Origin of the sequence: Xanthomonas cannabis (assembly GCF_040616535.1) — a bacterium.
Lineage (GTDB): Bacteria > Pseudomonadota > Gammaproteobacteria > Xanthomonadales > Xanthomonadaceae > Xanthomonas > Xanthomonas cannabis.
On record NZ_CP136580.1, the window covers coordinates 2815668 to 2831958 of the forward strand.

8 protein-coding genes are annotated in these 16291 nt (G+C 65.9%); 5 read left to right on the plus strand and 3 right to left on the minus strand.

Features of this window, described 5'->3' with window-relative positions; all coding sequences use genetic code 11:
- Positions 1-12 precede the first annotated feature (12 nt).
- The 3 genes from RZV17_RS12065 (at position 13) to RZV17_RS12075 (ending at position 7035) form a co-directional block, all read left to right on the plus strand.
- Complete coding sequence (locus RZV17_RS12065; RefSeq protein WP_355603686.1) at positions 13-4107, plus strand: response regulator; 4095 nt, start codon at positions 13-15, stop codon at positions 4105-4107.
- Between the two features lie 33 nt (positions 4108-4140).
- The gene (locus tag RZV17_RS12070) at positions 4141-5127 is read left to right on the plus strand and encodes an HD-GYP domain-containing protein (RefSeq protein WP_104579582.1); all 987 of its coding nucleotides are present in this window, start codon (positions 4141-4143) and stop codon (positions 5125-5127) included.
- A gap of 474 nt (positions 5128-5601) precedes the next feature.
- Positions 5602-7035 (plus strand): DHA2 family efflux MFS transporter permease subunit, encoded by a 1434-nt coding sequence (locus RZV17_RS12075; RefSeq protein ID WP_179453927.1) that lies wholly within the window; start codon positions 5602-5604, stop codon positions 7033-7035.
- A gap of 172 nt (positions 7036-7207) precedes the next feature.
- Here the strand turns inward: RZV17_RS12075 and RZV17_RS12080 are convergent, their stop codons facing one another.
- On the minus strand, positions 7208-7786 hold the full coding sequence (locus RZV17_RS12080) for a TetR/AcrR family transcriptional regulator (protein ID WP_184371033.1): 579 nt from the start codon (positions 7784-7786) through the stop codon (positions 7208-7210).
- A gap of 177 nt (positions 7787-7963) precedes the next feature.
- On the opposite strand from RZV17_RS12080, the gene RZV17_RS12085 reads away from it, so the two are divergent.
- Both RZV17_RS12085 and RZV17_RS12090 read left to right on the plus strand, forming a co-directional pair.
- On the plus strand, positions 7964-8752 hold the full coding sequence (locus RZV17_RS12085; RefSeq protein ID WP_355603691.1) for an SDR family oxidoreductase: 789 nt from the start codon (positions 7964-7966) through the stop codon (positions 8750-8752).
- A 212-nt stretch (positions 8753-8964) separates the two neighbouring features.
- A complete protein-coding gene (locus RZV17_RS12090; RefSeq protein WP_355603694.1) occupies positions 8965-9966 on the plus strand; it encodes an NADP-dependent oxidoreductase in 1002 nt (333 codons plus the stop codon).
- Between the two features lie 268 nt (positions 9967-10234).
- Here RZV17_RS12090 and RZV17_RS12095 read toward each other — a convergent pair whose 3' ends face one another.
- Both RZV17_RS12095 and RZV17_RS12100 read right to left on the minus strand, forming a co-directional pair.
- Positions 10235-10531 (minus strand): hypothetical protein, encoded by a 297-nt coding sequence (locus RZV17_RS12095; RefSeq protein WP_104582236.1) that lies wholly within the window; start codon positions 10529-10531, stop codon positions 10235-10237.
- Positions 10532-11034: 503 nt separating this feature from the next.
- A complete protein-coding gene (locus RZV17_RS12100) occupies positions 11035-16044 on the minus strand; it encodes an NAD-glutamate dehydrogenase domain-containing protein (RefSeq protein ID WP_355603697.1) in 5010 nt (1669 codons plus the stop codon).
- Between the last annotated feature and the right edge of the window lie 247 nt (positions 16045-16291).

Here is a 16291-nt window from a genome sequence, read left to right on the forward strand (position 1 = left end):
AAAGGGACGAAGATGCCGAACGGCCGCTGGGATCTGCGCAGGAAATACGGGCGCCGCGCGTTTGCCAGCGCCTTGCTGATTCTCACCGCAGGCCTGATTGCGGCCATCGCCACCGGAGTCTGGCTGCACCGGCACAACGAGCTCGAGCGCGAGCAGCGTTTTCAGTATGTGGTGCGCACCTTGGCGCGCAACATCAGCGAGCGCATGTATACCTTCGAGCACGGCCTGCGCGGTGCGCGTGGCGCGGTGATCGGCGCTGGCAGCGATGTGATCAGTCGAGAGCGCTTCACCCTCTACAGCCGCTCGCGGGATTATTCGCGCGAGTTCCCCGGCGTGCTGGGGTACGGCTATATCCACCGGGTCGCACCGTCCGAGGAGGCCGCGTTCCTGCAGACCGCACGCGCCGACGGCGCACCGGACATCCACCGGCGCCTGCTCGCGCCGTGGGAAGGCGAGCGCTACCTCGTGCTGTATTTCGAACCCGAATCCTCGGGCAACCGCCCGATCGGTCTGGACATCGCCTCCGAACCACGGCGCCGCGCCGCCGCCTTGCAGGCCGCGCGCAGCGGCTCCCCGATCATGACCTCGCCGATCTCGTTGTCGGGCTACCGCGTGCCCACCGAAAGCGGCTTTCTGGTGCTGCTGGCGGTGTACCGCGAAGGCATGCCGCTGCAGACCCCGCAGCAACGCATGGCGGCCACCAGCGGCTGGGTGTATGCGCCCTTCAGTGTCGAGCAGATGGTGCAAAGCGCGCTGGGCGAGCGCAACGATGTGGCGCTGGACCTGTCCGACCGCAACGAGCCGACCCACAATTTCTATCGCAGCGGCACGCCGATCAGCGACAGTGCGCGGCGCCCGCCGGTGGTGCAGTTGTTGCCCATCTATGGCCGCACCTGGGTCATCACCGCCCAGCCGACCGCCAGTTTCGTGGCCTCGCTCAACCAGACCTCGCCCTGGCTGGTCGGCGGCCTGGTCATGGCCACCTCGGTGTTGTTTGCCGCCTTGCTGGCGCTGTATTTCAGCAACGGGCTGCGTCGCGAAGAAGTGCTGCGCAAGCAGATGGAACTGGCCGCGCTGGTCAGCCATTCCAGCGAGGCCATCGTCGCCGAAACACCGGACGGCCGCGTCACCCACTGGAATCCGGCGGCCGAGGCCATGTTCGGATACACCGCCGACGAGGCGATCGGCCAGGACCTGACAGGACTGCTGTCACCGCAGCCCTATGCGATGCCGCAGGTCGACCACGCCGACGATGCGCATCTGGGCAACGCCTCTGCCGCGCAGCGCATGCGCCACCGCGATGGACAGCACGTGCATGTACTGGCCAGCAAGGCACCGATCATCGATGCCGATGGCACGCTCAGCGGGCATTCGCACTTCTTCCGCGACATCTCCGACCGGGTGCGCTCGCATCAGCGCATCGTCGATCTCAATGCCTCGCTCGAACATCAGGTGGCCGAGCGCACCAGCGAACTGGTGAAGTTCTCGGTGTTGCAGCGCGCGATCCTGGCGCACGCCGGCTACGCCATCATCGCCGCCAACTCCAGCGGCTTTGTCACGCTGTTCAACCCGGCCGCGGAAAAACTGCTGGGTTACGCCGCCGAGGATGTGATCGGCCGCCGCAAGGTCAGCCAGTTCGTCGAAGCCGAAGAATTGCAGGAACGTGCGCACCGGCTGTCCGAACAGACCGGCGTCCCGGTGGCGCCCACCCTGGAGGCGGTTGCCGCTCTGACCAGCCTGGGGCGCAGCGACACCAGCGAATGGACCTACGTCGGTCACGACGGCCGCCGCCTGCCGGTGCTGCTGACCTTGAGCACCTTGCGCGACGACAACGACCAAGTAATCGGTTACCTCGGCGTCGCGGTGGACCTGACCGAGCAGAAACTGCACGAAAAACAGCTGCGCCTGGCGATGGATGCGGCCAAGAGCGCCAACCAGTCCAAGTCCGATTTCCTGGCCAACATGAGCCACGAAATCCGCACGCCCATGAATGCCATCCTGGGCATGTTGTACCTGCTTCAGCGCAGCGAACTTCCCGGCGCGGCGCAGGACATGGTCACCAAGATCGATCGCTCCGCGCGCACCCTGCTGGAAATCATCAACGACATCCTGGACTTCTCCAAGATCGAAGCCGGGCGAATCGATCTGGAACGTGCGCCGTTCGACCTCAACCAGTTGTTCGACAACATCGCCGACCTGATGCGCTCTTCGCTCAGTGCAAAACCGGTGGAGATGATCGTCGAGCCACTACCGCGCGACGGCCGCTGGCTGCTGGGCGATGCACTGCGCATCAACCAGGTGCTGGTCAACCTGGTCGGCAACGCCATCAAGTTCACCGAGGAAGGCGAAGTGGTGCTGTCGGTGCGGCGCTTCCCCAGCGGCGACCCCAACAAGGTCAAGCTGCTGTTCTCGGTACGCGACACCGGCATCGGCATTTCCAAGGAAAAGCAGAGCCTGATCTTCTCTCCGTTTCTGCAGGCCGACACCTCCACCAGCCGTCGCTATGGCGGCAGCGGGCTGGGCCTGACCATCAGCCGACGCCTGATCGAGCTGATGGGCGGCGAGCTGGAAGTGGAAAGCGTGCCCGGCCGCGGCAGCGAGTTCTATTTTGTGGTGACGCTGGAAAAGGCCGCGCCCCCCACTGCGCATCAGGAGCTCCCGGCGCTGCCGCCGGAAGCGATGCCGCGGGTGTTGATCGCCGACGACCACGATGCGGCGCTCAACAACCTGGTGCGTATCACCACCGAGCTCGGCTGGCGCGTGGACGCGGTGGCAAACGGCCAGGCCGCGCTGGCCGCCATCGAGCAGGCCAGCGAGCCGTACGACATCTTCCTGCTCGACTGGCGCATGCCCGACATCGACGGCGTGGCGATCGCCCGGCAGATCCGCGCGCGCGCAGCGCCCGGTCCGCACCCGGTGATCGTGATGGTCACTGCCTACGAACGGCGCCTGCTGGAGCAACACCCAGAACAACAGGACCTGGACGCGGTGATGACCAAGCCGGTCACCACGGCCGCGTTGCATCGGCTGGTGGAGCAACTGGTGGAACAGCGTCCGGGCGCGCGTCCGGTGACGCCGACCTTCGTCGCACGGCGGCTGGAAGGCGCGCATCTTCTGCTGGTGGACGACAGCGACATCAACTGCGAGGTGGCGCAACGCATCCTCGAAGGCGAAGGTGCCATGGTCACCGTCGCCCATGACGGCGAGCAGGCGGTCAATACGCTCAAACGCGCGCCCGATCTGTTCCACCTGGTGCTGATGGATGTGCAGATGCCGGTGGTCGACGGGTACGAAGCCACCCGCCGGCTGCGGCAGATCCCCGCCCTGGCCAGTCTGCCGGTGATTGCGTTGACCGCCGGCGCGTTCCGCCCGCAGCAGGAAAAAGCGCTGGAGGCCGGCATGAACGGCTTCATCGCCAAACCGTTCAACGTCGAGGAGCTGGTCACCGCGATCCGCCATTTCATGCATCCCGGGGTCAAGCGCATTTCGTCGCTGCCGCACGAGACCGCCGTGGCCGCCGGCCCGGCGTGGATGCACGACACGCCGGAACTGCTGGACGCGGCACGTGCGCACAGCCTCTGGCGCGACCGCGAGCCTTACGTGCGTTATCTGATCAAGCTGCTGCGCGACAACCCGAACCCGGCCGATGTGGCGGCCGAGCACCTGCGCCGCAACGAGCTGCCGGCCATCGGCGCGCTGGCGCACAAGCTGCGTGGCGCTGCCGGCTCGCTGGCGCTGCCGGCCCTGGCCGGCGCGGCGGGCGATCTGGAAACCCGCATCGAAGACGGCCACGACATCACCGCCTCGTTGCTCGCGCTAAAGGACGTGATGCAGCGCACCGCCGACGCGATTCGCGCCTTCGTGCAGGACGATGCGCAGGAGGCCGACAGCGACGATGCCGGCGTTGCGCTGGATGCCGACAGCCTGCAGATCCTGCAGGCCGCCTTCGCCAGCGACGACGCCGACAAGATCGACCACGCACTGCTGATCTGCGCACCGCGCCTGCCGCGCAGCCTGCAGGAGGAACTGCAGCGCGCGGTGGAGGACTTCGACTTCCGCCGCGCCGAAGCCACCCTGCGCGACTGGCACGCCACCCACCCACGCTGACCTCGATCTCCTGCCCGACTGCAAGGACCCTCCATGCCGTCCCGTCCCCTGCTCTGTGTCGACGACGAATCCAGCAACCTGGCCACCTTGCGCCAGCTGCTGCGCGACGATTTTCCGCTGGTCTTCGCCAAGACCGGCGGCGAGGCGCTGGATGCGGTGACGCGCCATCAACCGGCATTGATCCTGCTGGATGTGGAATTGCCCGACATGGACGGCTACGCGGTGGCTCGCACGCTCAAGCAGCAGCCGGCCAGCCAGACCATCCCGATCCTGTTCGTGACCGCTCGCAGCAGCGAACAGGACGAACGCGCCGGGCTGGACGCCGGCGCGGCCGACTACGTCAGCAAGCCCTACTCGCCGGCCCTGCTCAAGGCGCGCATCGGCACGCAACTCAAACTGGCCGAATGCACACGCCTGGCGCAGCAGTACCGCGACGCGATCCACCTGCTGGGAACGGCCGGCCAGGGCCAGGACGTGGACACCGGCGCGCATATCTGGCGCATGGCGGTATACGCACGTGTGCTGGCCGAAGCCGCCGGCTGGTCGCCGCAGCAGGCCCAGGTACTGCAGGATGCGGCACCGCTGCACGACGCCGGCAAGATCGCCGTGCCCGGCAGCATCCTGCACAAGCCCGACGCGCTGGACGAGCACGAGCGCTCGGTGGTACGGCAACACCCGCAGGCCGGGCACGACCTGCTGCGCCACGGGCGCGGGCCGGTGTTCCAGCTGGCCGCCGACATCGCCCTGCATCACCACGAGTGCTGGGACGGCAGCGGCTACCCGCAAGGGCTGGCCGGCGAAGCCATCCCGGAGGCGGCGCGCATCGTGGCGGTGGCCGATGTGTTCGACGCGCTGTGCGGCCGGCGCGCGTACAAGGCGCCGTGGACGGTGGAAGACGCCATGCGCAAGATCGAGAGCATGGCGGGCAAGCAACTGGAACCGCGCCTGGTACAGCACTTCCGCGAGGCATTGCCGCAGATCCTGCAGATCAAGGACGCCTGGGACAGCCCTGCCGCATAGCGCTGATTCGGGTAGCCAAGACAACCGCCCATTCGCGATGTCGAGTTGGCTGTCTTCCGCCGTACCCTCACCCCAACCCCTCTCCCGCAGGGAGAGGAACTTTGCCCAGGTGCCGTCACTGTCCGCGTGCTGCATGCTTGATCCTTCTCCCTCCGGGAGAACGTGGCGCGCAGCGCCGGATGAGGGTTCCGCGTGCTGCATCTTGATCCTTCTCCCTCCGGGAGAAGGTGGCGCGCAGCGCCGGATGAGGGTGCGGGCAACCCGCTTCAGCCGCAAACCTCTGCATCAACACCAGCGTCCACCATCCACACCACTGCGTCTGCATCGACAAGCACGCACTGTTGCCCAAGTGCGCTTGAACCCCGCCCCACACCAGCGGACAATACCCATGTTGCGCCGCACAACACCGTGCGACGCGGGCCGATCCGGACGCTCCACTGGCGCCGTCGATGCAGCCCCGCAACCGAGAGTCCGATGTCTTCCAGCGTGTCCGACGCCGGCACCGCCCCGCCGCGTTATCCCGACTACCGCATTATTTCGCTGATCCTGGCCTGCGCCATCTTCATGGAGCAGATGGATGCCACGGTGCTGGCGACCGCGCTGCCTACGCTGGCGCGCGACTTCGGCGTGGCCGCGCCGGCCATGAGCATCGCCATGACCAGCTATCTGCTGGCGCTGGCGGTGCTGATCCCGGCCAGCGGCGCCATCGCCGACCGCTTCGGCCTGCGCCGCGTGTTCGGCGCTTCGATCTGGGTGTTCGTCGCCGGCTCGATCCTGTGTTCGCTGGCCGACAGCCTGCCCACCATGGTGGCCGCACGCGTGCTGCAGGGCGCTGGTGGCGCGATGATGGCCCCGCTGGGCCGGCTGATCCTGCTGCGCACGGTAGAGCGCCGCCATCTGGTCTCCGCGATGGCCTGGACGCTGGTGCCCGCCTTCATCGGCCCGATGCTGGGGCCGCCGCTGGGCGGGTTCTTCGTTTCGTATCTGGACTGGCGCTGGATCTTCTACATCAATGTGCCGATCGGCATCGCCGGCTTCCTGCTGGTGCGCCGGTTCATCCCGGAGATTCCCACCGAGACTGCGCCAACACGTTTCGATCTGCGCGGGTTCGTGCTGTGCGGCGTGGCGCTGGGCTGCCTGTTGTTCGGCCTGGAAATGGTCAGCCAGGACGACGGCATCGGCATGGCCAGCTGGTTGCTGGCCACCGGCGCGGCCGCTGCGCTGGGCTATCTCTGGCATGCGCGCAACCACCCCGCCCCGTTGCTGGACCTGAGCTTGCTGCGCATCGATTCGTTCCGGCTGTCGGTGATCGGCGGCGCCCTGATGCGTATCACCCAGGGCGCGCATCCGTTCCTGCTGCCCTTGCTGTTCCAGATCGGCTTCGGCATGAGCGCCGCGCACAGCGGCCGCCTGATCCTGGCCACTGCACTGGGCGCGCTGCTGATGCGCAGCATCACCCCGCAGCTACTGCGCCGCTTCGGCTACCGCAACAGCCTGATCGGCAATGGCGTGCTGGCCAGCCTGGGCTACATGGTGTGCGCGCTGTTCCGCCCCGACTGGCCACCGGCGCTGATGTTCGGCCTGCTGCTGTGCTGCGGCGCCTTCATGTCGTTCCAGTTCGCCGCCTACAACACCATCGCCTACGAAAACGTGCCCAGCGCGCGCATGAGCCGCGCAAGCAGCCTGTACACCACCTTGCAGCAGCTGATGCTCTCGGTGGGCGTGTGTGCCGGCGCGATGATCCTCAAACTGGCCATGCTGGCCGGCGACCACACCCAACCGGCGCAGCGCGATTTCTCGCTGGCGTTCTGCGTGGTCAGCCTGATCTCGCTCAGCGCCACCTGGTGGCATGTGCGCTTCGACAAGGATGCCGGGCAGGAAATGAGCGGGCATCGGGCCAAGTGCTGAACGATCCCGGCGCCTTGCACGCGCATTGCGTGCATGTGGGGCACATGACGTGCCGCGGCACCCGTTGAATCGCGGGAACACGAACGTCTGTCGCGCGTGACCGCATCAGGGCGGGCAGGATGCGCCGCTCCTCCACAGCTTCGGACAGCGCAGCACCCGGCCAGCGGCCCGCCTATGCGCCAGAGGGCGGCAGGGCCGCCAGGATCGCGTGTCGGCAGGCAGCAAGAATGTCGTCGGCAAGCGGAGAGTCGTCAGGGCACGCCCTGGACAGCACGATGGCACCGACGGCGTGCGCCATCAGGTCCAGCTGCCTGGCACGCGTTGCCGCCGCCTCATCGTCGCCTGCCTGAGTGTCGTGTGCGGCAAGCCCGGCCACGATGCGCTCGATGCCGTCTGCAAAGGCGGCTCGAACTTCTTCCGATTGACGTGCGGCGTCGGCGCCCAACGCGGCCATCGTGCACCCGGTTGCCGGGTTGTCGCGATGTGAGCGCGAAACATACAGGTCGACGAATTCGGACGCATCGACCTGGGCGCTCTGCTCCACCGTCTGTGCGATGCCGCAGGCAGCCGACTCGGCCATCAGCGCCGCCTTGGACCGGAACTGCTTGTAGAAGCCGCCATGGGTAAAGCCGGCCGCGCCCATCAGGTCCGCCACCCCGACGCCGTCGTAGCCCCGCTCGCGAAACAGCCTGGACGCGATGGCGACCACATGGGCTCGGTTGGCCTGTGCCTGCGCCTTGCTGACCTTCATGTCCAACCTCTAACGAGGACCCTCCTCGAAAGGCCCAGCATACATTGATGCCGTTCGTCATCAAAACCTTGACCTTATAGATGATGAAGGCAATCATTGGCACTCACCCGGTTGCGCCCGGCGCGTCCGGTCGACACGCACATTCCGTTTCGGCTCCCCCTGCTGCCAAGGCTTCCCATGTCCCCACGTTCTGCTGTCCTCATCACTGGCGCCTCCGCCGGGATCGGCGCCGTCTACGCCGAACGCTTCGCCCAACGCGGCCACGACCTCGTACTGGTCGCACGCGACCAGGCACGCCTCAATGCCCTTGCCACGCGTCTGCAGGGCGCACACGGCATCAGCGTCGACGTGCTGCAGGCCGACCTCACCCAGCCGGCCGATGTCGGCAAGGTCGAGGCGCGCCTGCGCGACGATGCGCAGATCGGCGTGTTGATCAACAACGCCGGCATCGCCCAGTCCGGCGGCATCCTGGAGCAGAACGCCGAGACGATAGAACGCCTGATCGCGCTCAATATCACCGCCCTGACACGTCTTTCCGCTGCGGTCGCCCCGCGCTTTTCGCAGTCCGGCAGCGGCGCGATCGTCAACCTCGGCTCGGTGGTGGGCTTCGCTCCCGAATTCGGCATGAGCGTGTATGGCGCCACCAAGGCCTTCGTGCTGTTCCTGTCGCAAGGCCTGCACCTGGAGCTGGGTGCCAAGGGCGTGTACGTGCAGGCAGTACTGCCGGCCGGCACGCGCACCGAGATCTGGGAGCGCGCAGGGATCGACATCAACACGCTCAGCGACCTGATGGATGTTGGCGAACTGGTCGATGCCGCGCTGGTCGGCTTCGACCGTCGCGAGCTGGTGACCATTCCGCCGCTGCACGTGGCCGAGCGTTGGGACGCACTGGAGGGCGCACGCCAGGGAGTGTTGTCCGATCTGAAGCAGGCGGCTGCAGCCGAGCGCTACCAGCTACGCCCCTGATGATTCAACGCCGTGCACTGCCAGTAGCCGTTGCCGCCGCGGCAGGCAGGCGAAGCGCATGCCGATGCGGCTTGTGCCGCCAGCAGTCATCCCATCAAACGCTCCCGTGGCACTCAAGCTGCACCCAATGAGTTGCGAGCACGGCAGGTGACGGCAGCCGCGGTTCGGGCGCCCGGTCACTCATTCCAACGACAGGATTGGATTCCAACCACATGAAAGCACTTACCTTCCAGCGTTATGGCAAATCACCCGGAGTCGGTTTTTCCGAGCTGCCACGCCCGACCCTCAAGCCCAACGAAGTGCTGGTCGAGGTGCACGCTGCATCGGTCAACCCGGTCGACAACATGATCATGGCCGGCACCTTCAAACCCATTCTCACCTTCGACCTGCCCGCCACCCTGGGCAGCGATCTGGCAGGCATCGTCACCGAGGTTGGCAGCCGCGTCACCCGCTTCAAGAAGGGCGATGCGGTCTTCGCCAGCGTGTTCGATCTGGGCACCGGCACGCTCGCAGAATTTGCGGTGGTGCCCGAAAGCGCTGCCGCACTGAAACCGGCGAATCTGGACTTCGTGCAGGCCGCCTCCATTCCCATGGTCGGGCTCACCTCCTGGCAGGCGCTCACGGAGCGCGCCAGACTGCAGCACGGCCAGAAGGTCTTCATTCCCGCCGGCTCCGGTGGCATCGGCACCTTCGCCATCCAGCTCGCAAAGCAGATCGGCGCGCACGTGGGCACCACCACCAGTACCGGCAATATGCCGCTGGTGCGCAGCCTTGGCGCCGACGAGGTGATCGATTACAAGACCCAGAAATTCGAGAACGTGCTGAGCGGCTACGACGTGGTACTCGGCACCACCAAGGGCGATACGCTGGAAAAATCGCTCGGCATCTTGAGGACGGGCGGCAAGATCATCTCGCTCGTCGGCCCACTGGATGCGGCCTTCGCCCGCGCCCGGCGCTTGAATGGTCTGCTGACGCTGGTGTTCGAGCTGATGAGCCGCAAGATCAAACGCCTGGCCAAAAAGCGCGACGTGTCCTACGCATTCCTGTTCGTTCGCCCGGACGGCGCGCAACTGGCCAAACTCGGCGAACTGCTCGAAGCCGAACGCATCCGCCCGGTCATCGACACGGTGTTTGCGTTCGACCAGGCAAAGCAGGCGCTGGAGTATCTGGCGCAAGGCCGCGCCAAGGGCAAGGTGGTCGTCAAGATCAGATAAGGCAGTGAACTGGTCACGGCAATCGGTGCAGACCCACGCATGCGAAAGGTCGCCCCGACGGCGAATGCCATTCAGTCACTGATGACCACACTATCGCGGCATTCGTGCGCAGGTCGCCATTGATGAGCGCCACCTGCGCTGTATCACTCAATCGCTAAACCTTGAGAGCAATTCGGTCCAGCGCATCCGGGTCTCTCGCCAACAACGCTGCTCGCAGCCAGAATGGAGGAAGTCCGACGCCGTTGATGACCGACGTTCGCACTGCACCTTACGATGCAGCTGCAAGACGTTCCTGCAACGCATACAGCGATTCTTTTCCCGATACAGCCAGCGCACGCGACGCGTAGAGCAAGCGATCGGTGAGCTCGCCACCCAGGCCAGGTTGACCCGCCTCGCGGGCCGCCTCACCGGCGTGCAGCATCTCCAACACGCCCTGCAGCCCGAGCAAGCAGTGATCGATATGTGCGCATTTGAGAGCCAGGCCAAATTGCATCGGCAGATCGGACCAATGCAGGCCGTTGGTGGCTTCCGCACCACGTGACTCGGACAGGCGACGGAAGAACACGTCCTCACGCTCATCACCATGATCGGCCAAGGTGTGGGCGGTCGGCTGCGGGGCGGTTGCGGTAGTGGCCGAATGGGCAGGATTGGTGCGCGGCATGAGGATCTCCTTGGATGAGGGAGTCCGTCACCCCGCTTCCAAACAGGGTGGCGGACGGTGCGCGGTTGGAAGACCGGTCCAAGGGCCGGCGGGCCTTTCGGCCCCCACGCACCGCCCGCCATAAAGCTGACGAGCACGCCCCCGCCATCAATCAGCAAGCACAAAAAAAGCGCCTGCATCGACAGCGTGGGCGCTTGTGCGCCTTGGATTTCGGGCTTCCACACCCGGCTGCGAGATTTATCGCAGCTAAGAGAGTCTTCATTGCGGCAACCACGAGTGTCAAGTGCCGCAGTTGCATACAAAAAAAGCCGCGCTGAGGCGGCTTTTTTTTGTAGAAGCAGTGGCAACACGGCGTGCTGCGATCGGCGTGGTGGCGAAACAGCGTCTCGCCACCACGGACACTGACGTTACACCCCGTGCGCGGCCAACTGGCCCAACCGCTGCACTGCCACCGACACGGTCGGGTAGTCCAGGGTCTTCTGCTCGGCCACATCGGCCAGCATGGCCAGGGTGAAGCGCAGGCTGGAATCGTCGCGCGCCAGCCAGTTGGCCACCTTGTCCTCGGCACTGCTGCCGGGCAGGGTCAGCACCTGGCCCACCAGTGCACGCTGATGCGCGGCCAGTTCGTCGCGCAGCACGCCACGCGCCACCGCATGCCAGCGGCCGTTGACCTCCAGCGCGTCGATCTGCTCGAACAACCACGGCAGCCGCAGTGCGTCGCCCAGGCGGAAATGCACCTTGGACACTTCCACCGGCTTGAGCTTGCGGGTGCGCGCGGTTTCGATGATGTCGAACGCCGGTTCCAGGTAGCGCAATTCGCACAGCTGCTGCGCCAGTTGCGGCGGCAGTCCCTTGTCCTGCCATTCCTGCACGCTGGCTTCGTACAGCGGTCGCTGCGTATCGGACAATACGCCCGAGGCGACACGGATGTCGTTGAACGGGCCGTGGTAACGCTCCACCGCCGCCGTGATGCCCGGCATCTGGCCCGGACGCAGCAGCAGCCAACGCACGAACGAGCGTTGCAGGCGCCAGATCACTTCCAGTGCATCGATCTGCACCGACTCGGGCACCTTGCCGTCCAGCGCATCGATCTGCGTCCACAGCGCGCGCGCATCCAGCGTTTCGCGGCTGATGGTGTAGGCCTTGGCGACCTCGGCGATGCTGCGGCCGGTGTCTTCCTGCATGCGCATCAGGAAGGTGGCGCCCATGCGGTTGATGGTGGTGTTGGTCACCGCAGTGGCGATGATTTCGCGCTTGAGGCGGTGACGCTCCATCGCATCGGCGTACTTCTTTTGCAGCGGCTGCGGGAAGTAACGCTGCAATTCCTTGGACAGGTACGGGTCTTCCGGGATGTCCGATTCCAGCAGCTGCTGGAACGCCACCAGTTTGGAGTACGACAGCAGCACCGACAGTTCCGGACGCGACAGGCCCTGCCCGCGTGCCTTGCGTGCCGACAGCTCGGCATCGGAGGGCAGGAACTCGATCTGGCGATCGAGCAGGCCCTGCAGTTCCAGCGTGCGGATGAAGTGCTGCTTGGAGCCCAGCCGCTTGACGCTCATGCGCTCCATCAAGCTGATCGCCTGGTTCTGGCGGTAGTTGTCCCACAGCACCAGGTCGGCCACTTCGTCGGTCATCGACGCCAGCAGCTTGTTGCGCGCGTCATAGGTGAGCTTCTTGGCCTGCACCATGTCGTTGAGCAGGATCTTGATGTTCACCTCGTGGTCGGAGGTGTCCACGCCGGCCGAGTTGTCGATGAAGTCGGTGTTGAGCAGCACGCCGGTCTGCGCCGCTTCGATGCGGCCCAGCTGGGTCAGGCCCAGGTTGCCGCCCTCGCCCACCACCTTGCAGCGCAGCTCACCGCCATTGACGCGCAAGCCGTTGTTGGCGCGGTCTCCTACATCGGCGTGCGATTCGCTGGACGCCTTGACGTAGGTGCCGATGCCGCCGTTCCAGAACAGGTCCACCGGCGCCTTGAGGATGGCGTTCATCAGCTCGTTGGGCGAGAGCTGCTTGACGTTGGACTCCAGCCCCAATGCCTCGCGCACCGGCGCGCTGATGTCGATGGACTTCAGGGTGCGCGGATAGATGCCGCCACCGGCGCTGATCAGCTTGGCGTCGTAATCGGCCCAGCTGGAACGCGGCAGCTTGAACAGGCGCTCGCGCTCGGCGAAGGACGCAGCTGCATCCGGCGACGGGTCGAGGAAGATATGCCGGTGGTCGAACGCGGCCAGCAGGCGGATATGCCGTGAGAGCAGCATGCCGTTGCCGAACACGTCGCCGGACATGTCGCCGATGCCGACCACGCTGAAATCCTGGCTCTGGCAATCGCGCCCCATCGCACGGAAGTGGCGCTTGACCGACTCCCACGCACCGCGCGCGGTGATGCCCATGCCCTTGTGGTCGTAACCGACCGAGCCGCCGGAGGCGAACGCATCGCCGAGCCAGAAACCATGATCCAGCGCCAGCCCATTGGCGATGTCGGAGAAGGTCGCGGTGCCCTTGTCGGCGGCGACCACCAGATACGGGTCGTCCTGGTCGTGACGCACCACCTGCGGCGGCGGCACGATCTTGCCGCCGACGATGTTGTCGGTGATATCGAGCAGGCTCTGGATGAACAGCTTGTAGCAGGCGATACCTTCGGCCTGGATCGCATCACGGTCCCCGCCCACCGGCGAGCGCTTGACGTAGAAACCGCCCTTGGCGCCCACCGGCACGATGACCGTGTTCTTGACCATCTGCGCCTTGACCAGGCCCAGCACCTCGGTGCGGAAATCCTCGCGGCGGTCGGACCAGCGCAGGCCGCCACGCGCCACCGCGCCAAAGCGCAGATGCACGCCTTCCACACGCGGCCCGTAGACGAAGATCTCGCGATACGGACGCGGCTTGGGCAGGTCCGGCACCCGCGCCGAATCCAGCTTGAAGCTGATGCAATGGGCGTGCTTGCCCTGCTTGTCGGTCTGGTAATAGTTGGTGCGCAGCGTCGCATCGATCACATCGATGAAGCTGCGCAGGATGCGGTCTTCGTCCAGGCTGGACACGCGGTCCATCAGCTTCAGCAGCGTGGCGCGGGTGGCTTCCTGCTGCGCGGCGCGATCGCCGCCACGTGCCTCGAGCACCGGCTCCAGCGCCTTGAGCGTGGCCTCGTCGCCGGCGGCCAGCGCAGACAACTCTTCGCGCAGGCGCTCCTGGCCGGCAAAGATCTGCGCCTTGGTCTCGCTGCCGGTGGAGGGGTCGAAGCGCGCTTCGAACAGTTCCACCAACAGGCGCGCCAGCAGCGGGTAACGGGTGAAGGTGGCTTCCACGTACGCCTGCGAGAACGGCACGGCCGTCTGCAGCAGGTATTTGCAGTAGCCACGCAGCAACGCGACCTGGCGCCAGTGCAGGCCGGCGGCCAGGATCAGGCGATTGAAGCCGTCGTTTTCCGCATCGCCGTTCCAGATGCGCTCGAAGGCTTCACCGAAGCTGGCATCGGCGTTGGCCGCGTTGATCTTGCCGGCGGTGGATTCGACCTCGAAATCCTGTATGTAGACCGGCGTTTCGCCGACCTGCAGCCGATACGGCCGCTCGGAGATCACGCGCAGGCCCATGTTTTCCATCATCGGCATCGCGTCGGACAACGGAATGTCGTCGAGCTGGCGGTATAGCTTCAGGCGCAGGCCTTCGCCGGCATCCAGGCGCATGCCGTCGTCGCGACGGATTTCCTGCAGGCTCAGATGCAGATCGTCCGGGCCATCCAGCGTGGCCAGGTGCTCGACATCGGACACCGCCGATTCGATCGACGAATCTTCGATGTAACCGGCCGGCAACGCGCGGCCGAAGTTGGCCGCCATGCGCAGCCCGTTGGCTTCGCCGTGGCGCGCCACCAGCGCTTCGCGCAAGGCGTCGCGCCAGTTGCGCAGCAGGTGCGCCAGGCGCGATTCGAGTTCGGTGGTATTGAACTCCAGTGCTTCGCCGCTCTTGGGGCGCACGATCAGATGCAGCTGCGCCAATGGCGATTCGCCCAGCACCACGCTCGAATCGATGTACTCGCCATGCAGCGCGTCCTTCAACAGGCCTTCGATGCGCAGGCGCACGTCGGTGTTGAAGCGCTCGCGCGGGATGTACACCAAGGCGGAAATGAAGCGGCTGTATTTGTCGCGGCGCAGGAACATGCGGCTGCGCACACGCTCCTGCAGCCCCAGGATGCCGATCGCCGTGCGGTACAGCTCTTCTTCGTTGGACTGGAACAGCTCCTCGCGCGGCAGCGTTTCCAGGATGTGGCGCAACGCCTTGCCGCTGTGGCTGCTCGGGGTCAGCCCCGACTTGCTCATCACGTATTCGTGGCGCTGGCGCACCAGCGGAATTTCCCACGGGCGGCGGTTGTAGGCGCTGGAGGTGAACAGGCCCAGGAAGCGCTGCTCACCGACGATGCGGCCCTTGGCATCGAATTCCAGGATGCCGATGTAATCCATGTAGCCAACGCGGTGCACGCGCGAGCGCGCATTGGTCTTGGTCAGGATCAAGGCGTCCTTGAGCTTGGACGAGGCATTCAGGCCATGCGCGGCCAAGGTGGTCACCGGGCGCGCCGGCGAGGTGTCGTGGCCGCGCATCAGGCCCAGGCCGGTCTCTTCCACCGGGGCCAGCACGTCCTGGCCGTCCTGCTTCTCCACGCGGTATTCGCGGTAGCCGAAGAAGGTGAAATGGTCGGCGGCGGCCCAGCGCAGGAACTCCTGCGCCTCGTGGCGGCTGATGTCGTCGATGGGCAGGCGGCGGGTGGCCAGGTCGTCGGCCAGCATCACCATCTTTTCGCGCATCGCGGCCCAGTCCTGCACGATGGCGCGCACCTCGGCCAGCACCTTGCGCACCGCCGCTTCCACCTTGGGCATCTCATCGGCCGGCTGGCGGTCGATCTCCAGCACCATCAGCGATTCGCTCTTGCCCTCGCCCACCGCGGTCAGCTTGCCGGCCTTGTCGCGCGCGATGCGCAGCACCGGGTGGCCCAGCACGTGCACGCCGATGCCCAGGTCCGACAGGGTCATGCTGACCGAGTCCACCAGGAACGGCATGTCGTCGTTGACGATCTGCAGCAGCGTATGCGGCGACTCGTAGCCGTGGCTCTTCAGGGTGGGGTTGAACACCCGCACGTTGACCGTGCCGGCCTTGCGCACGCGGGCAAACTCCAGCATGTCCGACGCCAGCGCCGCCCATTGCTCGGGCGGGTGATTGGGAAATTCGTCTTCTTCCATGCGCCGATAGAAGCCGGCCGCGAACGACTGGACCTCGGCCTGGCGGGCCGCCGGGTAGCGCTTGCGCAGTGCGGCAAACACCGGCTCGAGGGTGACCGCCTGCGGTTCGGTGGCAAGCACGGGGACGGCACGTTCGGCGACCGGTTTGACCGACGTCGTGGACGATTTCGGAGCGGCTTTCTTGGCTGTCATGAGAGCGCTGGGATGCTCGGTAGGAAAGCTGAATTGTACCGATGGACCGTGACGACGCCTTGCTGCATAGCGCAAATGCTCAGCGCCGGCAGGCATGGCGGGGGTGCAAAAGCCGTATGGGTCTGAAGTTTCCCGCCGCTGCCCGGCCGGGCGCCGCCGCCGATCGCCAGATCCGGCAAAGTCCGGTGCGACGCTTGGCACACAAGGCGTTGTGCAGACCGGACGGCCTACGTCAAGGCTGTTTAAA